16 protein-coding genes are annotated in these 20,778 nt (G+C 65.8%); 7 read left to right on the top strand and 9 right to left on the bottom strand.

Annotated features, from left to right (window positions below; all coding sequences use genetic code 11):
* Positions 1-185 precede the first annotated feature (185 nt).
* Entirely contained in the window at positions 186-1,382 is a 1,197-nt protein-coding gene (gene glgA / locus ACOKR1_RS10290) for a glycogen synthase (RefSeq protein WP_422936521.1), read from the bottom strand.
* 110 nt (positions 1,383-1,492) lie between these two features.
* Between glgA and glgC the strand changes: the two genes are divergently transcribed.
* The gene (glgC, locus tag ACOKR1_RS10285) at positions 1,493-2,938 is read left to right on the top strand and encodes a glucose-1-phosphate adenylyltransferase (RefSeq protein ID WP_422936520.1); all 1,446 of its coding nucleotides are present in this window, start codon (positions 1,493-1,495) and stop codon (positions 2,936-2,938) included.
* Between the two features lie 11 nt (positions 2,939-2,949).
* Positions 2,950-4,419 (top strand): SDR family NAD(P)-dependent oxidoreductase, encoded by a 1,470-nt coding sequence (locus ACOKR1_RS10280; RefSeq protein WP_422936519.1) that lies wholly within the window; start codon positions 2,950-2,952, stop codon positions 4,417-4,419.
* 1,246 nt (positions 4,420-5,665) lie between these two features.
* Here ACOKR1_RS10280 and ACOKR1_RS10275 read toward each other — a convergent pair.
* From ACOKR1_RS10275 to ACOKR1_RS10265, 3 genes are all read right to left on the bottom strand, one after another.
* Positions 5,666-6,517: a transglutaminase family protein gene (locus ACOKR1_RS10275; RefSeq protein WP_422936518.1), complete on the bottom strand. Its 852-nt coding sequence runs from the start codon at positions 6,515-6,517 to the stop codon at positions 5,666-5,668.
* Positions 6,514-7,440 carry an alpha-E domain-containing protein gene (locus ACOKR1_RS10270; RefSeq protein ID WP_422936517.1) on the bottom strand — a complete coding sequence of 309 codons (927 nt, stop codon included), beginning with the start codon at positions 7,438-7,440 and terminating at the stop codon, positions 6,514-6,516. The genes ACOKR1_RS10275 and ACOKR1_RS10270 overlap by 4 nt, the downstream gene beginning before the upstream one ends.
* A 90-nt stretch (positions 7,441-7,530) precedes the next feature.
* Positions 7,531-9,087 (bottom strand): circularly permuted type 2 ATP-grasp protein, encoded by a 1,557-nt coding sequence (locus tag ACOKR1_RS10265; protein ID WP_415855029.1) that lies wholly within the window; start codon positions 9,085-9,087, stop codon positions 7,531-7,533.
* 109 nt (positions 9,088-9,196) lie between these two features.
* On the opposite strand from ACOKR1_RS10265, the gene pepN reads away from it, so the two are divergent.
* Positions 9,197-11,818 (top strand): aminopeptidase N, encoded by a 2,622-nt coding sequence (gene pepN / locus ACOKR1_RS10260; RefSeq protein WP_422936516.1) that lies wholly within the window; start codon positions 9,197-9,199, stop codon positions 11,816-11,818.
* Here pepN and ACOKR1_RS10255 read toward each other — a convergent pair.
* Complete coding sequence (locus tag ACOKR1_RS10255; protein WP_422936515.1) at positions 11,815-12,873, bottom strand: lipoate--protein ligase family protein; 1,059 nt, start codon at positions 12,871-12,873, stop codon at positions 11,815-11,817. The genes pepN and ACOKR1_RS10255 overlap by 4 nt on opposite strands.
* A 110-nt stretch (positions 12,874-12,983) precedes the next feature.
* Positions 12,984-13,241 (bottom strand): type B 50S ribosomal protein L31, encoded by a 258-nt coding sequence (locus ACOKR1_RS10250; RefSeq protein ID WP_415855847.1) that lies wholly within the window; start codon positions 13,239-13,241, stop codon positions 12,984-12,986.
* A 557-nt stretch (positions 13,242-13,798) separates the two neighbouring features.
* Here ACOKR1_RS10250 and ACOKR1_RS10245 point away from each other — a divergent pair.
* The 4 genes from ACOKR1_RS10245 to ACOKR1_RS10230 all read left to right on the top strand — a co-directional run bounded on the left by ACOKR1_RS10245 (position 13,799) and on the right by ACOKR1_RS10230 (position 17,989).
* Positions 13,799-15,013: an MFS transporter gene (locus tag ACOKR1_RS10245; protein WP_422936605.1), complete on the top strand. Its 1,215-nt coding sequence runs from the start codon at positions 13,799-13,801 to the stop codon at positions 15,011-15,013.
* Positions 15,014-15,171: 158 nt separating this feature from the next.
* Positions 15,172-16,068 (top strand): aminotransferase class IV, encoded by an 897-nt coding sequence (locus ACOKR1_RS10240; protein WP_422936514.1) that lies wholly within the window; start codon positions 15,172-15,174, stop codon positions 16,066-16,068.
* A complete protein-coding gene (locus tag ACOKR1_RS10235; protein WP_422936513.1) occupies positions 16,061-16,567 on the top strand; it encodes an NUDIX hydrolase in 507 nt (168 codons plus the stop codon). The genes ACOKR1_RS10240 and ACOKR1_RS10235 overlap by 8 nt, the downstream gene beginning before the upstream one ends.
* A 201-nt stretch (positions 16,568-16,768) precedes the next feature.
* On the top strand, positions 16,769-17,989 hold the full coding sequence (locus ACOKR1_RS10230) for an FAD-dependent oxidoreductase (protein WP_422936512.1): 1,221 nt from the start codon (positions 16,769-16,771) through the stop codon (positions 17,987-17,989).
* A 326-nt stretch (positions 17,990-18,315) separates the two neighbouring features.
* On the opposite strand, the gene ACOKR1_RS10225 is transcribed toward ACOKR1_RS10230, so the two are convergent.
* From ACOKR1_RS10225 to ACOKR1_RS10215, 3 genes are read right to left on the bottom strand one after another with little or no spacing between them, the layout of a single operon-like run.
* The gene (locus tag ACOKR1_RS10225; protein WP_422936511.1) at positions 18,316-19,122 is read right to left on the bottom strand and encodes a TrmH family RNA methyltransferase; all 807 of its coding nucleotides are present in this window, start codon (positions 19,120-19,122) and stop codon (positions 18,316-18,318) included.
* A complete protein-coding gene (locus ACOKR1_RS10220; protein WP_422936510.1) occupies positions 19,119-19,916 on the bottom strand; it encodes a sulfite exporter TauE/SafE family protein in 798 nt (265 codons plus the stop codon). Before ACOKR1_RS10220 ends, ACOKR1_RS10225 begins: the two co-directional genes overlap by 4 nt.
* A gap of 2 nt (positions 19,917-19,918) precedes the next feature.
* Positions 19,919-20,722 (bottom strand): ABC transporter ATP-binding protein, encoded by an 804-nt coding sequence (locus ACOKR1_RS10215; RefSeq protein WP_422936509.1) that lies wholly within the window; start codon positions 20,720-20,722, stop codon positions 19,919-19,921.
* Positions 20,723-20,778 lie beyond the last annotated feature (56 nt).

Genomic DNA, 20,778 nt, shown 5'->3' with positions numbered 1-20,778 from the left:
TGGGCGACCTACGACGACGGCGAGCCTCCCCAGCGGCTCCCAAAACACGCTTCGCGTCTTTCGGGTCCCTCGCCGCTGTGGGCCGACCGCAGCGGCTCCCAAAACACGCTTCGCGTCTTTCGGGTCCCTCGCCGCTGTGGGCCCACCACGCGGGGGGCTCGCCGCCGTCGTTCGCTGGCTTTCTGCTAGGCGAGAACCGAGCGGTAGACGTCGAGGGTCGACTGGCCGATGGTGTCCCAGGAGAAGTTCTGCTCGGCGCGCACACGGCCCGCCTCGCCCATCGCGCGAGCCCGCGCCGGGTCGGTGACGACCTCGGTGAGCGCCGCGGCGAAGTCGGTCACGAACTTCTCGGGGTCCAGCGGCGTGCCGGTCCCGTCGCTCACCTGCTCGATCGGCACGAGCAGGCCTGTCGCACCGTGCTCAACGACCTCCGGAATGCCGCCCGTCGCCGTCGCGACGACCGCCGCACCGCAGGCCATGGCCTCGAGGTTGACGATTCCGAGCGGTTCGTAGATGCTCGGGCATGCGAACGCCGTCGCGTGGCTCAGGACCTGGATGAGCTCGGCGCGCGGGAGCATCCGCTCGATGAGGATGACGCCCTCGCGCTCGGCCTTGAGCCCGTCGATGAGAGCTGCGGTCTCCCGCGCCAGCTCGGGAGTGTCCGCCGCACCGAGGCACAGGACGAGCTGGACGTCGGCGGGGAGCTTCGCGGCGGCACGGAGAAGGTACGGAACGCCCTTCTGTCGGGTGTTGCGCCCCACGAAGACGACCGAGGGCTTCTCGGGGTCGATCCCGAGGGCCCGGATGAGGTCGGTGCCCTCGTCGCGGCCCCAACGCGAGACATCGATGCCGTTATGGACCACGCGCACCTTCGCCGGGTCGACGTCGGGGTAGCAGCGCAGAATGTCGTCGCGCATGCCGTGGGAGACGGCGATGATGGCAGCCGCTGCCTCGTACGCCGTCTTCTCGACCCACGACGAGAGCCGGTAGCCGCCGCCGAGCTGCTCGGCCTTCCATGGTCGCAGGGGCTCGAGGCTGTGGGCGCTCAGCACGTGCGGGATGCCGTACAGGATCGAGGAGACGTGCCCGGCCATGTTCGCGTACCACGTGTGCGAATGGACCACGTCCGCGCCCGACACCTCGGGGACGATGTCGACGTCGATGCCGAGCGTCTGAAGCGCAGCGTTGGCGCTCGCGAGCTGCGACGGGACCTGATGGGAGGTGACGGACGCGCCGTCGACCTTGGGCTCGCGCGGCGCGCCGAAGGCATGGACCCGCAGGTCCACCTCCCGCGCAAGGACCTTGCTGAGCTCAGCGACGTGTACCCCGGCACCGCCGTAGATCTCCGGGGGAAATTCCTTGGTCACAATGTCAATTCGCACGGCACCAACGTAGTCGCTGCCCGGTAGGTGTTCTAGTGTGAACCCGGAGGCATCCTCCAACGACGGAGGGGCCCCGGACTGACCGGAATACTGAAGACGGGGGTTGCGCAATGGCGCCAAAGAGAGTTTTGGCTATCGTCTTGGCCGGTGGAGAGGGCAAGCGGCTCATGCCGCTCACGGCCGACAGGGCCAAACCGGCCGTGCCATTTGCCGGGTCATACCGGCTCATCGACTTCGCCTTGTCCAATCTGGTGAACTCCGGGTACCGGCACATCGTTGTCCTCACCCAGTACAAATCGCACAGCCTCGACCGCCACATCTCGGAGACGTGGCGGCTTTCGACTCTTCTGCAGAACTACGTCGCGTCCGTTCCGGCCCAGCAGCGCGTGGGCAAGAGCTGGTTCCTGGGCAGCGCCAACGCGATCTACCAGTCGCTCAACCTCATCAAGGATGAAAAGCCGGACATCGTCGTCGTGGTCGGCGCCGACCACGTCTACCGGATGGACTTCTCCCAGATGGTGGAGGCGCATATCGCCTCGGGGGCCAAGGCGACCGTCGCCGCGGTGCGGCAGCCGCTCAGCATGGCCAACCAGTTCGGCGTGATCGAGACCGACGCGGCGGATCCCACCCGGATCGGCGCGTTCGTCGAGAAGCCGGCGACGACGCCAGGCCTCCCCGACGCGCCCGACCAGTTCCTCGCCTCGATGGGCAACTACGTCTTCGACTCCGACGCGCTCGTCGAGGCGCTCAAGCACGACGCAGAGCGGCTCGACACGAAGCACGACATGGGCGGCGACATCGTTCCGCACTTCGTGGAGCGCGGCGAGGCCGGCGTGTACGACTTCACGCGGAACGAGATCCCCGGATCGACCGAACGCGATCGCACCTACTGGCGCGACGTGGGCACCATCGACTCGTTCTACGACGCGCACATGGACCTCATCTCGCCGCTGCCCGTGTTCAATCTGTACAACTCGCAGTGGCCCATCTACACCCGGCAGAGCGTTTCCCCGCCCGCGAAGTTCGTGCGCGGCCTCGGCGGGCGGGTCGGATTGGCCCTCGATTCGATCGTCTCGAGTGGTGTGGTCGTGACCGGCGGCTCCGTCGAGGGCTCCGTGCTCTCGCACGACGTCCGGGTCAACGCCGGCGCCCGTGTGCTCGACTCCGTGCTCATGGACGGCTGCCTCGTGGGCGAGGGGGCCGTGGTGAACCGTGCCATCCTCGACAAGAACGTCGTGGTGCCGCCTGGGACGACAGTCGGCCTCGACCCGAAGCTAGACAAGGAGCGCGGCTTCCAGGTCACAGATTCCGGGATCACCATTCTGGCCAAGGATCAGCACGTGCCCGAGCCCGACGAGGACGAGCGCAAGCTCGCGGCCGCGTGGTCCTCCAAGCACCCCGCGGACTTCGAGGACCGCGTCGCCTCAACGGCCGACGGCGCGCGGCCGGCCAGCGCCGCTGCCTCCCTTGGCGACGAAACGCCTGCGGAGGATGGGCGCACGGGCGAGGGGGCGCCGTCGTCCGCCCCGGAAGCAGCGGAGGCTCGGCCTCGGTAGACTAGGAGGCCATGAGCTTCACCGATCCTGCGCCCTTCGAGGAATTGACCCCGGAGGAGATCCAAGCCTGCCTCAAGGTACTCGGAACCATCCACGAGTACGACGAGGAGCACCCGGATTTCGTTGCCGTGCGTCGCGCCACGGGCAAGATGTTCAAGGCGCACCGCCGGTTCTCGAGGAACCAGAAGCGGGACGCAGTCGCCGCCGCCGACCGGGCCGTCATCGCGCAGACGGCCACGGCGGCGCCGGATCGGATCGACGACGAGACCAAGGGCAACAAGCTCGCGTCCTCGGCCACGGGCGAGGTCGCGGGGCACCTGCTCCGGCCGCGAGCGTGCTACATCTGCAAGCAGCCGTACACGCAGGTCGACGCGTTCTACCACCAGCTGTGCCCCGAATGCGCCGCGTTCAGCCACGCGAAGCGGGATGCCCGGACCGATCTGACCGGCCGGCGCGCACTGCTCACGGGCGGGCGCGCGAAGATCGGCATGTACATCGCGCTGCGGCTCCTGCGCGACGGCGCCCACACGACCATCACGACGCGCTTTCCCAAAGACGCCGCGCGCCGGTTCGCGGCAATGGAGGACAGCGCGGACTGGCTTCACCGGCTCCGGATCGTGGGTATCGACCTGCGCGACCCGTCCCAGGTCATCGCGCTCGCGGACTCCGTCGACGCCGAGGGACCGCTTGACATCATCATCAACAATGCGGCCCAGACGGTTCGCCGCTCCCTCAACGCGTACAGGCCGCTCGCCGAGGCGGAGGACGAGCCGCTGCCCGCCGAGCTTCTGGCCTCGAACGGCGGGCCGGAGCTGCTCACGTTCGGCCACGCGCATGATCGGCACCCCCTCTCCATTGCCGGGAGCGTGAGCGGGCACCCCGTGCTCGCGCCCGATGCCGTGACGGCGCTCGCGCTCTCGACCGGGTCCGCAACGCTCGAGCGGATCGAGGCCGGGACGGCGATTGACGCCGGCGGGCTCGTGCCGGACGTGGCGAAGATCAACTCGTGGACGCAGGTCGTGGATCAGGTGGATCCGCTCGAGCTTCTCGAGGTCCAGCTATGCAACGTCACGGCGCCCTTCCTCCTCATTAGCCGGCTACGCGAGGCCATGCGGCGGTCGACGGCGCGGCGCAAGTACATCGTCAACGTCTCCGCGATGGAGGGTCAGTTCGGGCGCAAGTACAAGGGGCCCGGCCACCCCCACACCAACATGGCCAAGGCTTCGCTCAACATGCTCACCCGCACGAGCGCGGGCGAAATGTTCACGACCGACGGCATTCTCATGACGGCCGTCGACACCGGGTGGATCACCGACGAGCGGCCGCACTACACCAAGGTGCGGCTCGCCGACGAGGGCTTCCACGCTCCATTGGATCTCGTTGACGGCGCAGCCCGGGTGTACGACCCGATCGTGGTGGGCGAGGCGGGCACGGACCTGTACGGGGTGTTCCTCAAGGACTACAAGCCCTCCCCCTGGTGACGACCGGTTGCGGGGTCCCGTCCCACCCGTTGCGGGGTCCCGTCCCACCCGTTGCGGGGTCCCGTCCCACCCGTTGCGGGGTCCCGTCCCACCCGTTGCGGGGTCCCGTCCCACCCGCTGCGGGGTCCCGTCCCACCCGTTGCGGGGTCCCGTCCCACCCGTTGCGGGGTTTAAGCCGCCCGTTTCCGAAGCAAGACGGCGAGTTCCCTCCGAACTCTGACGAAGTCGTCCGAGAGATCGGCGGAGGTGACGTGAACTGTCGCCCATCCCGATCTCGCAAACTTTGCGTCCCGCCATCGGTCTTTCGTCTGCTGCTCCGGCAGTTTGTGGTGTTTCCCCTCGTATTGGAGGGCAATCTTGGCGTTGCGGTAGCCTTGGTCAGCACTGGGAGAACGCGGATCAGAGGGATCAAGCAGAATCTGTAGTTCTGGCTCAGGAAAACCGTGTGCGACAAGGCAGAGTCGTAGTAGGGTCTCAGGCACCGAATCGGATCCCACCCGCATGTCCGCGAGTGCGTCCTTGCATCTCGCCACGCCCTTGACCTTTGGATGCGACCGAAGCATCTCAAGGAGAAGTGCCTTGGTCGAGTACGGGGTGGTGCGAGACTCGAACTCTGCCCTGGGCCGTCGGATGAGCTGGTCGCCCAAGGCAATCAAGGCCGCGGGAGTCAATTCGGCTGCCAAGTCGAGCCAGGTCCTCGCGGGCGACGAAAGCCAGAGACCCTCGAACTGCATGACTTCGCCCGGCAAGATCCTGACTCGGTGCCCAATGATCCCCGGGCGGCGAATTCGGGGAAGGTGCGTTGGCTTACTCAAATGAAGCTGAGAGTGTTCGTCGAGCCAAGGCGGCAGCCAAAGTCCGTGGATCGTTGCCGCCGTTCTGTGAGAGCCCCACGCGTCGTGCTGCATACTCAGATGCGTCCTCAGACGCTCGAAGACCCCGTCTCCTGGACCTGAGGCAGGCTCGAATATCCCGCGACTGGTCTCTCGGACGTCAGCCATCCGTAGCAGTTGAGGCTCGGTTCCCAAGGCAGCCGCCTCGTGAACCGTGAATGAACGCTGAACGAGATCGTGAAAGCTGTCCCCCGAAGCCATGGCTCTATGCTCGCACGAATGAGTACTTTGCCGGCGCGGTTATCCACAGGCCCGCGAGGGGACCCCCCGGACGGGACCCCACAACCCCCCGGACGGGACCCCACAACCCCCCGGACGGGACCCCACAACCCCCCGGACGGGAGCCCAGAACGTTAGGCGAGGCGGGTCAGTTCTACCGACACGTCCAGATGCGAACCCCCGCCGCCCGAGAGGATTCCCTTGAGCGGCGGCACGTCGCGATAGTCGCGTCCGCGCGCCACGGTCACATGGAAGTCGCCCGCTGGCTTGTGATTGGTCGGGTCCCAACTCCGCCACTCGCCGTCCCACCATTCGAGCCACGCATGGGACTGCCCGGCAACAACCTCGCCGACGTCCGCCGTCGACCGCGGGTGAAGGTACCCCGAGATGTACCGCGCCGGGATCCCGATGCTCCGTAGCGAGCCGATCGCAAGGTGAGCGAGGTCCTGGCATACGCCTTGGCGCTGGTTCCACGCCTGCTCGGCATCGGTCGTGACGCCGGTGGAGCCGGGCATGTAGCGCATCTCGCCGCGCAGCCAGTCGAAGACGGCATGCGCCGCGGCGTTCGGATCGAGCCCCTCGACGATGCCGGGGACGTTCCCAAGCACTTCCGACCCGGGACCGGACAGCCGCGACTGCGGCAGCCAATCGCTGAACTGGTCCTCGATCTCGGAACTCCGCAGCTTCTCCCACGGAACCACCGAACCCTCGGTGGGGACGCGCTCGACGCGGTGCACCTCGACGGTCGTAGTGGACGTGACCTCGAGGTACTCGTGCGGGATCTGCATGTCGAACGCTGTGACGCGTGTGCCCCAGTAGTCCTTGTACGAGCTCACGGCCGCCTGCGACGGCAGAACGCGCACCTGCGACTCGAGCACCACCTGCTGAGGCTCCGTCAGCGGCGTCATGCGCGCCTCGTTGTAGCTCAGCGTGACGCGCTGGTTGTAGCGGTAGGAGGTCCGATGGACGATCCTCAGCCGGGTCATGACACCTCTCCCACCCAGGCCTGTTCGTCAGCCTGATTGAAGTACTTGCGCGAAATGGCGTCCGAGGCCTGAGCAACGGCACGCTGCACACGCTCCATGTGCTCGGGCAGTTCGTTCATGAGGTCGTCCGTCCGGTGGAACTCGAGGAACGTGCGAGCCTGGCCGACGATGCGGCGCGCGTCGTTGATGAGGCCGAGGCGCGTGTCGGAGGGGTCCAGCTTCGCGAGGGAATCGTCGGCGTCCCGCAGGGCGTACACGATCGAGCGGGGGAAGAGCCTGTCCATGAGCAGGAACTCGGCGGCGTGGCGGTCGTCGAAAGCGGCCCGGCGAGTCCGCAGGAAGGACTCGTAGGCGCCCGCGCAGCGGAGCATGTTGACCCACGACATCCCGGCGGTGTGGACCTCGCGCGTCGAGAGCATGCGCGCCGTCATATCCGCGCGCTCGAGCGAGCGCCCGAGCACGAGGAACAGCCAGCTCTCGTCGTGGCTCATCGTCGTGTCCGTGAGGCCGCCCACCATGGCCGTCCGCTCAAGGACCCAGTGGCAGAAGCGATAGGTACCGACTACGTCCTTGCGGTGCTGGCTCAGGCCGTAGTAGGTCGTGTTGAGGCACTCCCACAGGCTCGACGACACGGTCTCGCGCGCACGCCGGGCGTTCTCGCGCGCCGCTCCGAGCGAGCCAGCGATCGACGTCGCGTGGGTCCGGTCGTACGCAAGGGCGTGCAGCAACTCGGGGAGGCCGAAGTCCTCGCGATCCGGCCGCGAGCCCATGACAGCGAGGAGCTCCTTCGCGACGCTGTGCTGATCCTCGGGCGGGAGGTGGTTGAGGCGCTCAAGATGCACATCGAGGATGCGCGCGGTCCCGTCTGCGCGCTCGACGTAGCGCCCGATCCAGAACAGAGATTCAGCGATGCGGCTAAGCAAGGAAGCCTCCTCGTGTGGTCGGGGCGGTGGAGCTGGCGTGCGCGGTACGGTTGGCGCTGATCGGGTTGAGCGGACGACGGCGGTGCACGCTCACTGCTGCTGCTCCGCCTGCCGGTCCCGCCAGCTGCTCTCGACGGGCCACACGCTCGTGCGCTCCCGGATGCTGATCGAGTGCCTCGGCTCCGCCTCGATGGGAACGTTGCGGGATTCAGCGAGCACCCACGTGTCCTTGGACCCGCCGCCTTGGCTCGAGTTCACGATGAGGCTCCCCTCCTTGAGCGCGACGCGGGTGAGGCCGCCAGGCAGAACCCACACGTCGTCGCCGTCGTTCACCGCGAAGGGCCGCAGGTCCACGTGACGCGGGCCGAACTTGTCCCCGCTGAGGGTCGGCACGGTACTGAGCTGGAGCACGGGCTGGGCGATCCAGCCGCGCGGATCGGCGACCAGCTGCTGACGGAGCGTCGCGAGCTCCTCCCTCGTCGCGTCTGGCCCGATGACCAGGCCCTTGCCGCCGGACCCGTCGACGGGCTTGACCACGAGCTCGTCGAGCCGGTCGAGGACCTCCTCGCGCGCGGCGTCCTCCTCAAGGCGGAACGTGTCGACGTTCGCGATGATCGGGTCCTCGTTCAGGTAGTAGCGGATCAGATCGGGCACATAGGAATACACGAGCTTGTCGTCCGCGACACCGTTGCCCACCGCGTTCGCGATCGTTACCCCACCGGCGCGCGCGGCGTTGACGAGGCCAGGGCAGCCGAGCATCGAATCCGAACGGAATTGGAGCGGGTCGAGGAAGTCGTCATCGATCCGCTTGTAGATGACGTCGACGCGCTGCTCGCCCGCCGTCGTCCGCATGTATACACGGTTACCGCGGCAGATGAGGTCTCGGCCCTCGACGAGCTCGACGCCCATGAGGCCCGCAAGAAGGGTGTGCTCGAAGTACGCGGAGTTGAACACGCCCGGGGTGAGGACCACGACGGTCGGATCGTCGACTCCCGCAGGGGCGGTCTTACGGAGCGCCGAGAGCAGGCGGCGAGGATACTCCTCGACCGGGCGGATGGGCTGCTGGCTGAAAGCCTCCGGGAGGCCCTTGGCCATGGCACGCCGGTTCTCGAGGACGTAGCTGACGCCGGACGGGACCCGAACATTGTCCTCGAGCACGCGGAACGTGCCCGCACCGTCACGGACCACGTCAATGCCCGAGATGTGCACCCGGACGCCCCCGGCCGGCTCGAAGCCGTGCACCTGGCGGTGGAAATGCTTGCTCGACGTGATGATGCGCCGCGGGACCACGCCGTCCGCTGCGACGGACATCTTGCCGTAGACGTCGTTGAGGAACGCCTCGAGGGCGCGGACACGCTGCGCGACCCCGCGCTCCAGCACGCCCCACTCCGTCGCGGAAATGACCCTCGGGACAAGGTCGAGGGGGAACGGCCGCTCCTCCCCCGCGTAGTCGAATGTGACGCCGCGGTCCAGGAACGTGCGCGCCATCGAATCCGCGCGCGAACTGACGTCGGCGAGGTCGAGACTGGCCAGAGCTCCGGCGAGCTGACGATACATGGGTCGCGCCACCTGGTCGGGCGCGAACATCTCGTCGTAGGCACCCGTGCGTGCCGCGGCCACGGCGTAATCCTCGAACAGATCCGACATGGAGACAGCTTTTCACCATTCGGCGGCTCGCGCATGTCCGGCCGATTTCCGGCGTGTTTCCGGGCCCCCGGCGCGCCGCGGTGCCGGACTCGCATGGTTGAATGTCCGCGTGTCCACCGAGAACCTGAGCCGCGATGAGGCCGCCCAGCGGGCCAGCCTCATCACCGTCGAGTCGTATCGCATCACCTTGGACCTGCGCTCCGCCGAGGACCCCGCAAGCACCGCGTTCGCGACGGAGAGCATCATCGAATTCCGGGCCGAGCGCGGTGCCGAGACGTTCGTGGACTTCGTCGGCGAGGCTGTCACGGGCCTCGTGCTCAACGGCCGCACGCTCAACGAGGCTCAAGTGCACGACGGCGCGCGGATCCGCCTCACCGGGCTCGCCGAGCACAATCGCCTCGAGGTGAGCGGACTCGCGCGGTACAGCCGCACGGGAGAGGGCCTCCACCGCTTCGTGGACCCGGCGGACGGCCGAACCTACCTCTACACCCAGTGCGAGCCGGCGGACGCGCGGCGCTATTTCGCGAACTTCGAGCAGCCGGACCTCAAGGCGACGTTCGCGTTCAGCGTCATCGCCCCCGCCGACTGGGTCGTCAGCGCGAACGGAGCGCCCGCGGGGAAGGTGAGCGTTCGCTGCGAAACGGGGGAACCCGCCGTCGCCCGTTGGGACTTCTCCCCGACGCCGCGCATGCCCAGCTATCTCGCCGCGGTTCTCGCGGGCCCGTACCACCGGGCCGATGACGAGTGGGTGGGGCCAGCAGACGACGGCGGCCGGCTCACCATTCCCCTCGCGGCCTACTGCCGTGCGTCGCTCGCGCCCCATTTCGATGCCGATCGCATCTTCGAGCTCACGAAGCGGGGCCTCGACTTCTACCACTCCGTGTTCACGCCCGCCTATCCCTGGGGGAAGTACGAACAGGCGTTCGTGCCCGAGTACAACCTTGGAGCCATGGAGAATCCGGGGCTCGTGACGTTCACCGAGCAGTACGTGTTCGCGTCGCGGGCCGCTGATTCGCAGTACGAGGCGCGCGCCAACACGCTCATGCACGAGATGGCGCACATGTGGTTCGGCGACCTCGTGACGATGCGCTGGTGGGACGATCTGTGGCTCAAGGAATCGTTCGCCGAGTTCATGGGCACGCTCGCGGTGGATCGGGCCACGGACTGGAGGACGTCGTGGGTCAACTTCGCGAACCGCCGGAAGGCGTGGGCGTACGTGCAGGACCAGCTCCCCACGACCCACCCGATCGTCGCCGACATCCCCGACCTCGAGGCCGCCGAGCAGAACTTCGACGGCATCACGTACGCCAAGGGCGCTTCCGTGCTCAAGCAGCTCGTGGCTTACGTGGGAGAGGAGGCGTTCTTCGCCGCAGCGCGCGAGTACTTCGCGAAGCACGCGTTCGGCAACACGACCCTGGCCGACCTGCTCGACGCGCTGGGGCGCGCATCGGGCCGGCCCATGGACGCGTGGGCCGCAGCGTGGCTTCAGACCGCAGGGCTTCCCGTGCTCGAGCCCCAGATCGAGTACGACGGCGGGCGGCTCGCCCGGGTGGCGCTGCGGCAGATCGCGGTCGATCCCGTGTCCCGGCGGAACGTGCCTCGGCCCCATCGCCTGCGGGTGGGGCTCTATTCGCGCGCCGCGGGCGGTGAGCTCGTGCGCACACGCAGCATCGAGGTCGACCTCATGGGCGAGCTCACGGAGCTCCCCGAGCTCGCTGGCCTCGAAACCCCGGACCTGCTGCTGGTCAACGACGAGGACCTCACGTACGCCAAGGTCCGGCTCGACCCCGCCTCGGAGCGGACGGTCCGCGCGTCGCTCGGGGACGTGTCGGATCCGCTGGCTCGCGCGCTCTGCTGGACCGCCCTCTGGCACGACGCGAGGGACGGCGTCTCCCCCGCCCGCGACTACGTACGCGCCGTCGCCCGGTTCGGGCCCGCCGAGACGACGATCGGCGTTCTCCTCACGGTGCTCGACAACGCGCGTCACGCGATCGAGCGCTATTCGAGCGCCTCGGAGCGGGACGCGCTGCGCGACGAATATCTCGCAGCCGTCGCGGCCCACCTCCGAGCCGCCGAAGCAGGGTCAGACCAGCAGCTCGCGTGGGCCCGAGCCCTCGCGAAGGGCAGCCGGTTCGGCGGCGGCCAGCTCGACCTGGTCCGCTCGCTCCTGGCCGACGACGGCGCGGTCGCCGGCGTGTCTGCCGACGCCGAGCTGCGGTGGTCGCTCTGGCAGGCCCTCGCCGCCCAGGGTCTCGCGAGTGAGGCGGACCTCGACGCCGAGCTCGATCGCGACGCGACCGCTCGCGGCCGCGTCGGTCACGCCCTCGCCGTCGCCGCGCAGCCCACCGCCGGGGCGAAGCACGCCGCGTGGAACGCCGTGATCGAGTCGGAGTCGCTCTCGAACGAGCTTCTCGGCGCGACCGTCGAGGGGTTCTCGCTCGGCCCGGACTCGCTGCGCGCGGCCTACAGGGAGCGCTACTTCGCCCTCCTCGAGCGGGTCTGGGGCGAGCGGTCCAATGAAATTGCGAACCGGATCGTCCGGGGGCTCTTCCCGTCCGATGAGTCACTTGGCACCGGGGAGGCTCCTGAGGAGAACGCCCTCCTGCACCGCACGGACTCTTGGCTCGCTGCGCATGCCGCCGCTCCGGCGGCACTCCGCAGGATCGTCACCGAGCAGCGCGACCACCTGCACCGGGCGCTGGCGGCTCAGGCGAGGTCGCAGGGAGTCTAGGGCACCCGGTGCAGCCACGCGTGCGTGGCAAACTTCGACGCCGCGAGCTCGCGCGCCGCCCCGAGTGACGCATCGGAGAGCGCGGTGCGGCGGGCGCCGTAGCGGCGCTCGAACGTGGCCATCATCTCCTCGATGATCGCCGAGCGGGCGAGACCCGTCTGCCGCTTGAGCGGGTCGACGCGCTTCTGCGCGCTCGAAATGCCCTTGTCCGAGATCTTCTCGCGGCCGATCCGCAGCACCTCGGTCATCTTGGCGGCGTCGATGTCGTAGCTCATGGTCACGTGGTGGAGCATCGCTCCGTTGCCGAAGCGCTTCTGCGCGGCGCCTCCGATCTTGCCGGCATCCGTCGCAATGTCGTTGAGGGGCTTGTAGAACGCCTTGACGCCCACCGAGGAGAGCGCCTCCATGACCCACGCGTCAAGGAACGGGTACGAGTCCGCGAACGAGAGCCCGTCGACAAGGGACGTCGGAAGGTATAGCGAGTACGTGATGCAGTTCCCTGCCTCCATGAACATCGCCCCGCCCCCGCTCACGCGGCGCACGACCGTGATGCCGTGGCGCGCCACGCCATCGGGATCCACCTCGTTCCGGTACGACTGGAAGGTCCCGATCACGACCGACGGCTCGTCCCAGTCCCACAGCCGGAGCGTGGGATTCCGACGACCCTCCCCGACCTCGCGCGTGAGGACCTCGTCGAGCGCGACCTGCTCCGTGATGTGCAGGGGCTGTGGCGGGATGATCTCCCAGTCGTGGTCGGCCCACGTCGTCGCGTGGCCGAGCGCGCGGCGCACCGCGACCGCGACGGACTCGGGGTCGAAGCCGAACATGACCGTTCCCGGTCCGGCCGCGTCCGCGACGGCCGCGCTGATCGTTGCGTTCGGCGAGTCGGCCGAGAGGCCCACAAGGGCCCCGTTGATGTCGGCGAGGGCCTCGTCCGGCTCGAGGAAGAAGTCCCCATTGATGCTCGCCCACGTGATCGCGCCGCTCTCCGTCGCGAGGTCCGCAACCACGAGCTTGCCGCCCGGAACCTTGTATTCGCCGTGATGTTCAGCCACGGCACCAAGCCTAGTCCCGCCGTCGGACGCGCTCGGGCCGAGGATCCAGGCGGGCGAAAAAGCAAAGGCGCCGCCCCCAGGGGACGGCGCCTTGCTGGCGGCAGGAGGCCTTAGGCCTTCTTGCCGAAGTTCTTGAAGCGCGCGTTGAAGCGCTCGACGCGGCCGGCCGAGTCCATGATGCGCTGCTTGCCCGTGTAGAACGGGTGCGACTCGGAGGAGATTTCGACGTCGATGACCGGGTAGGTGTTGCCGTCCTCCCACTCGATGGTCTTGTCCGAGGAGACGGTGGAGCGCGTCAGGAACTTGACGCCAGAAGCGAGGTCGTTGAAGACAACAGCCTCGTACTTCGGGTGGATGTCAGACTTCACAATGGGCCCTTTGCTTACGCCCCTGGATTTTGCCAGAGGCCAGGTGTGAACGTCCTCCAGGTTGGAGGACCAGCTATAAATCCTAGCACGACGGCGGCGCCTCCTCCCGCGGGCGGGCGCGGCAGAACGGGCCCGAGCTCAGCGCGCGCGCAGCTCCCAGAACGCTACGGCACTCGCCGCGGCGACGTCGGTCCGCTCCATAGCGGCGGTTGCTCTTCGTCTTACCGGTGGTCCGGATCTGGGCGAAGGAAGCGGCAAAACCTAGCCGAAGACAAACGGACGCATGGGCATACGTCCAGGCACACCGTTCTGGCCACGGACTCAGGCTCCAGATGAGTACGGAGCCGGGGCTCAGTCTCCACCTAGACGGTCCGTTGCCATTTTAGGATCCCGTGTTGAACGAACCGAAGACCGAAGAAGGAGAACATGGCGGAGAACCGTGCTCGCGTCACGATTACCCCAAACCCACCACCCGCCGACGGGACGAAGCTAGCCGGCGCGCGATCTTGAGGCGGACTGTAAACCGGAGGGTAAACGATGCGGGACCCGGTCAAAATATGAGCCTACGGAAAGCAGAGCTTACGAAAGAACATAGACCGAGCAGAAAGATCACATCCGCCGACGGGCATATCGAAAATTCGGCGCGGGCCCGATGCGCGCTAATTGGAGGCGCGTTCGCGCTATATCTCATTACCGGGGCAGGAACGTCAATCCTCGGCTCAACCTCGTCAGACATTATCGAATTCCTTGCGCCATCCACAATTCTAATCGGATTCATTCGGGCTGGAAGACAGGCGGGCCAGCTGGCAGCCTCTCTAACTTTTGCGCGAATACAGGGGCATAGGTCGCTGGCATCCACGGCAACGATCGGAGCGGGTGGATTCGCGGTTGGTGTACTTATTGTGGCCTTCAGCCGATCTGACGCGCTTACGATTATTGGCGCTGTGCTGTGGGGCGCAGGACACGGGGCATTAGATTTGAGCGCGACGGTCATAATGTCCCACTCATTTGGGCAACGCGCGTCCGTTGCAATGTCACTGCTCCACGTCACCTACGGAATCGGAGGCGGAATCGGGCCATTCTTCGTCGTATTAATACGCTCTGCCATGCCGTGGACGGTCGGCTACGTGATTCTAGCGGGGGCAGCGATTGTTGCTGTCGCACCGATCGTGATCTGCCGAAACAAGAATCTTCTTGCGGCAACCGACAATGGGAGTGGTTACGCGAGGCGCATCCCTACGCCGCGTCTGGCGCCTTCGGCGGTCGTAATCTTCTGTTTCAACGGGGTGAACGCAGGACTGGTCGACTGGACCTATCACCAGTCCATAGCAGTTGCACACTCCACAGTTATGCAAGCGGCGGCGGCAGTGGCGAGCTATTGGGTAGGGATTACGATCGGGCGGCTTGTGGTCGTTTCCGTGCTTCGGCGCGTCGAAGACACAGACGTAATTGTCACATGTGCGGTGCTATCTGGTGTCGTTGGAATACTCGCAATCTTGGCTTCGACTCCCATGATGTTCGTCGTGGCCATGGGACTACTGGGGTTGTTTCTCGCGCCAATCTATCCGGTTTCGATGGCTCGCCAGGCAAATCTGGCGGGAGACAGGAGAAGAACGGCTATTGCGCAGATGATGGCGGCGGCCGCACTTGGCGCGATTTTTGTTCCGATTCTACAGGGGATTTTTGGGGGAAGTCTTGTTGTCACCGCTGCTTTCACGGTCTTCCTCGCGGCCTCCGCATTGATGCAGTGGCGCAACGATCAGCGAAAGTGATCCTGTAACCGTGATGTCGAGATTGCCCATCGGAATTTGACAAGGCTGAACCGTGATGATTTACGAAGTAAATCGCACAACTTGTTCAACATCTTCGAAGAGGATCGGGCGCGCTGTGCCGCTCGAACTCACCCAATTTAGCCTTAAGGGGGTACTCAATGCGTCTGATATACGTTGATGGGCAGCTAGTCGACTGGGAGAGCGCAACAGCACATTTTTGGTCTGAGGTAGCCATTAGAGGGGTAAGTGCTTTCGAAGGCCTTATTTGTCCTTGGATCGATGATTTGCATCATCCGGTTTCATTGAGTCAGCATGCCCGTCGACTTGACCGTTCGTGCTCGCTCATCGGGATCGGAAACCCGATGAAGCGAGTCGATCTACTTACCCTGCTTACGGACGCCTCCAAGCATTTTAGGGGCCGATCGTTCTATGCGCGGCCGACTGTATTTGTGAAGAGTGGTCGAAATGGGTCCAGTTCGGACGTCGGCCACTTCATGGGGGTGTTCGACGTGGACACGGCCTACCGACCTGACGTTCAACTCGCGGCGTTGGCCCCGCATCCTCGACATGGCGGCGTCATCCCTCCGGACGCGAAGACGGGAGGGTCATATCTCGACTTCCGTGTGCTCGATGAACGTCTTGGCCGCGACGACTGCACAGTGAATCTCTACACGGACAGGGACGGTTATCTGACTGAGGCGGACGGCTCGGGTCTCCTCCTGGTCGATGAGGACGGAGTGTGGGCACCGCCAACATCTGGCCGGGCCCTTGACTCGATCTCGCGTCGCATCCTGCTTGATGTGATTGGGCGTGAGCCGGATGTTGTCATCCACCACCAGCACACCCATCGCGCACAGGCCCATGGCGCACTTCTCCTCACAGCTGGAACGCTCAGCGGTGTGCGACTGGCCCGCCTCGCCGAAGGCAGAGCCGAAATCGAAGCCGGACACATTGAGTTCGGAAGGCGTGTGCAAGCTGAGTACCGCAGAACCCTCTTCGAGCAAGTAACGGCCAGATACCATACGACGTTGTCCGAGCAGGAATTCAATGTCTGAAGATGTTCTCCACGAGAATCCGTGGTTCTCGGTCGTTCGACAGGCTGATGGAGATCGACTGTGGTATCGCGTCCTGCGTCCCGACAGCTCAATGGTAATTGCGCGAACCCGAAGAGACGTGTTCGTCATGCTCAAAGGAGCACGCGATACAACCGGAACAAGGGATTTTTTCGAATTCCCGTGCGGCGCTATCGAGCAAGGTGAATCTCCGTCCGAAGCAGCAATACGCGAGACCTTAGAGGAAACAGGGCACCGGATTCGAGGCCTCCTGGGGCTTGGCAATTTCGTTGAAGCGCCAGGAATTAGCCCTGCCGTCTGCCATGTGTTCACAGCATCGAGCGCGTCCGTATCGTCGCCGGAATTAGAAGACGGAGAAACGTGGAAAGTGGAACTCGTTTCCTATGAGCAACTACTAATGTACGCAGCAACCGGTGCCATCGTCGATGGCGGTACGTTGGCAGCTATAGCAATGCTTCAGTCCGCACGGAAACAAGCCTGATGCGCATAACGAACTGGGATTCCCATACCGGCCTCGTCGAGGAGGTCCATACAGGACAGCGCATCCTTCTGCCGGCATTATGGGGTCTAGCACCCACGCTTTTGACCGATCGGCGCATTGAGCTTAGGAACGAAAGAGGATTATCAGTGACTGTCAATCTGTTCGACAATCATCTCTCAATCGTTGTGAACGAGGTCGACCGTGATTCGGCGGACTGAGGTCGCCGTCATCGGGGCAGGAGTGGCTGGCACCTTGGTAACCGTTGCGGCTGTTTCCCGCGGCATGGATGTTACATGGGTAGCGCCACACGTATCCCCGGAAGATCAATCCGCGCACTGGCACGGTTACATCCACAGGGGTCGGCTCTACCACCCCGAACAAGAGGCGAACCTCATCCAAGAGCTGGAAGACAATTGGCGATTCTGGAATACTGCATCAGTCCGCAGGTTCCATCAGCCGATTGAAACATTTGCCCTGTCGCAATCACGCAGGTGGGCTTGGCGGTTTGCCGAACGAGTGGGAGAGAACGTCGTAGATGGCGTCGCTCCCGGCGTTCTAGAGGGCATCGCGAGTGTGCCCTCAGGGGAACGCGTGCTCGATGGACCAGCCTTCCTCGGTCACGCTCGCCTGCTGCTCGAAAACAGTTGCGCATGTTTGAACGAGATGGGCAGTCGGATTGAGCGAATCGACGGAAACTGGCTCATCGCGACGAACAGCGGCCACAAGATTTCTGCAAGAAACGTCATCGTTGCTACAGGCTCCGGCGCATCCTCGCTCCTCACAGGAGTGCCCGAGATTCACAATTGCATAGTGGTGCGACGGAGCCGAATGCTGGTCCTTCGGGGGAGCCTTCCTGCCGCTGCGCTCATATGGCCATCCAAGGATGCGGGCGGACTATTCCTCGTATCCAGAACTGATATAACCGGCGAAAGCGGTGTGTGGCTGGTCTCTGACAATTTTTCGACCCCGGGAATCGTAGCGACGGAGTCCCTGGTGGACGGATGGTGGGCCTGCTCAATTGCACAGCGCCTTATGCGCTTCATATCTCCGGACCTACTTCTGGAATCAAGGATTTCTGCGTACACGGCCGAGAAGACTCACCTGCGAGCGAACGAATTCCTCGTGCCGGCGCGGGGCACCGCAGCTGATTCCACGGGCACGTTAGTTTGTCTCGCACCGGCGAAGTGGTCGACAGCTGCCTCAGCAGCCGCAACAGCCCTGTCTATCATCGGGCGGACTGCTTATTCGCGAAGAGAGACCTACATGAAAATTGCGGAGTTCCTGACGCCTGAGATCCGCGAGGCGCCCTCTAAGACGCCAACAGAAGCATGGCAGATGGCCCAACATTCCGTGCCTTTCCGCAGGCTCATAGAAGAGGGCTGGCAGACAGTAAAGGAAGCGAGCGGTCTCTTTGCCAGGTAAGGCCCGTCCAATGCATGCGGTGTCGCCCATTAGGCGCTCGATTTGGTGGGCGCTTGATCCACCGCTCGAGCGGGGCCGCGGTGCGCCATGGTAAGTCCGCGCCCCGGCTGTCGCGGACCCACCTATGACGCCCTCGGTGAACATCGCCGGGCAGACTGGATCCAAAGATCTGTCCTGTCTCGCTCCCATTCCGTCCAGAACCGTCGTCGATGGCCGAGACGGTCTGAATGATCATCTGCTTACCGGACGGCTTGAGCCGCATACGGAACGTGGGACAACTACGCCCGGCCACGAGGGACGTTGAGGACTCCGGCACAGCGTCGCGCCTACCGCGCGCGGAGCTCCCAGAACGCTACGGCGCTCGCCGCGGCAACGTTGAGCGAGTCGACGCCCGCGCGCATGGGGATCTTCACGGCGAGGTCGACGGCGTCGAGCGTCTCGGGGAGGATCCCCGCGCCCTCCGTGCCGAGGACGAGCGCGAGCCGCTCGACGTCGCGCGCCGCGAGGGCGTCGAGGTCCACGGCGTCCTCGGTCAACTCCATGGCTGCGACGGTGAAGCCGAGGTCGCGCAGCGTCTCGACGCCCGCGGGCCACTCGTCAAGGCGGGCCCACGGCACCTGGAACACCGTGCCCATGCTCACGCGGATGCTCCGGCGGTACAGCGGATCCCCGCACCGCGGCGTGACGAGCACGGCGTCAACGCCGAGCGCGGCAGCCGAACGGAAGATCGCGCCAACGTTCGTGTGGTCGGTGATGTCCTCGAGCACGGCGACTCGGCGGGCGTCGGCGAGAAGCGACTCGACGGGGACGGGCGCCGGCCGGTGCATCGCCGCCATCGCGCCCCGGTGGAGGTGGAAGCCCGTGATCTCCTCGAGAAGCTCGGGCGCACCGACGAACGCGGGCACGTCCGGGTGGGCCTCAAGGACGTCGCCGAGGCCCTCGAGCCACTTGTCGGCGAGGAAGAACGAGCGCGGCCGGTGCCCCGCCGCGAGCGCGCGCCGGAGTACCCGCGAGGATTCGGCGATGTAGAGTCCCTCCGCCGGCTCGCGGACCTTGCGGAGATGGACGTCGGTGAGGTGCGTATAGTCGGCGACGCGCGGATCGCCGGCGCCGTCGATCCACACCACGCTCACGCGGCCACAAGCTTCCCGATCATGTTGACCAGAGCGACCGCGCCGAGGATGACGATGACGACGCGCAGCACGGTCGGCGACATGCGGCGCCCGATGCCCGCGCCGAGGAACCCGCCGAGCAGGGAGCCGACGGCGATGAGGAGGACGACGAGCCAGTTGATGCGGTCGAACGCGAGGAGCAGATACGACACGGCCGCGATGAGGTTCACGACGAGACTCAGGATCACCTTGATGGCGTTGGACTGCTGAAGCGTCCCGTGGAAGAAGATCCCGAGGACCCCCATGAGCAGAACGCCCTGCGCGGCCGTGAAGTATCCGCCGTAAACGCCGATCAGGAATGTGAGGACGTAGAGGACCATCGGAAGCTTCTGGTGGTCCGCCTGTTCCGGGGTCACATGCGTGAGGGCTTGGCGCTGCTTGGCCCGCGCCGAGAGGCGGGGCTGGAAGATCACGAGGAGGATCGCGACGACGATGAGGATCGGGGCGACGTATCCGAACACGCTCTCAGGCAGATGCAGGAGCAGATACGCGCCGAGCAGGCCACCAAGAAACGAGACAGGCAGGAGCCGCAAGAGCGTGCGCCGCGCGCTCGCAGCCTCGCGCCGATAGCCCCACGCCCCGGAGAAGCCTCCTGCCACGAGGCCCATCGCGTTCGAGATGATCGAATTGACGGGCGGGAAACCCAGCGAGACGAGGATGGGGAACGTGACGAGCGACCCCGAGCCGACGATCGTGTTGATCGTTCCGGCCCAGAGGCCGCCGATGAAGACGAGTAGCTCGCGCCAGAACTCCACGATCAGACTGCTGCGGCCGCGGTGGCCCGACGCACCGCGGTGTAGCGGCCGCCGTTGGCCGTCACGTCGAGCGGCATGCCGAACGTCTCGCTCAGATTCTCCTCCGTCAGGACGCTCGTGATCTCGCCCTGCGCCACGACCCGTCCGTCCCGCAGCAGGAGCGCGTGCGTGAAGCCCGGCGGGACCTCCTCGAGGTGGTGCGTGACGAGCACGAGCGCGGGCGCGACGTCGTCCTGGGCCAGCTCGCTGAGCTTGTACACGAGCTCCTCGCGGCCGCCGAGGTCCAGGCCGGCGCCGGGCTCGTCGAGAAGGAGCAGCTCCGGGTCCGTCATGAGCGCCCTGGCGATCTGCACGCGCTTGCGCTCGCCCTCGCTGAGGGTCGAGAAGACCCGGCCGAGCAGCGGCCCCATGCCCCACTCGTTGAGGAGGCGGAACGCGCGGCGCTCGTCGTCCTTCTCATAGAGCTCGCGCCAGCGGCCCGTGACGCCGTAGGCCGCAGTGACCACGACGTTGAGCACCTTCTCATGCTCGGGAATGTGGTTCGCGAGGGCCGCGGACGCAAGTCCGATGCGCGGCCGCAGCTCGAAGACGTCGACCTTGCCGAGCGTCTCGTCGAGGACGCCGACCGTACCCCTCGTTGGGTGCATGCGAGCCGCCGCGAGCTGGAGGAGGGTGGTCTTGCCGGCGCCGTTGGGGCCCAGCACAACCCAGCGCTCCCCTTCGCGCACCTGCCAGTCGATGCCGTCGAGCAGCGTCTTGGCGCCGCGGACCACGCTGACGCCAGTCAGCTGGAGAACATTGCTCATGAAGAAGACCCTATTGCAGACTTCCGCCGTCGGCGAACTGCATCCGGCCTCGGTAG

It is taken from the genome of Sinomonas sp. P47F7, assembly GCF_049332655.1.
Taxonomy (GTDB): Bacteria; Actinomycetota; Actinomycetes; order Actinomycetales; family Micrococcaceae; genus Sinomonas.
This window is presented reverse-complemented; position numbering and strand designations above follow the sequence as displayed.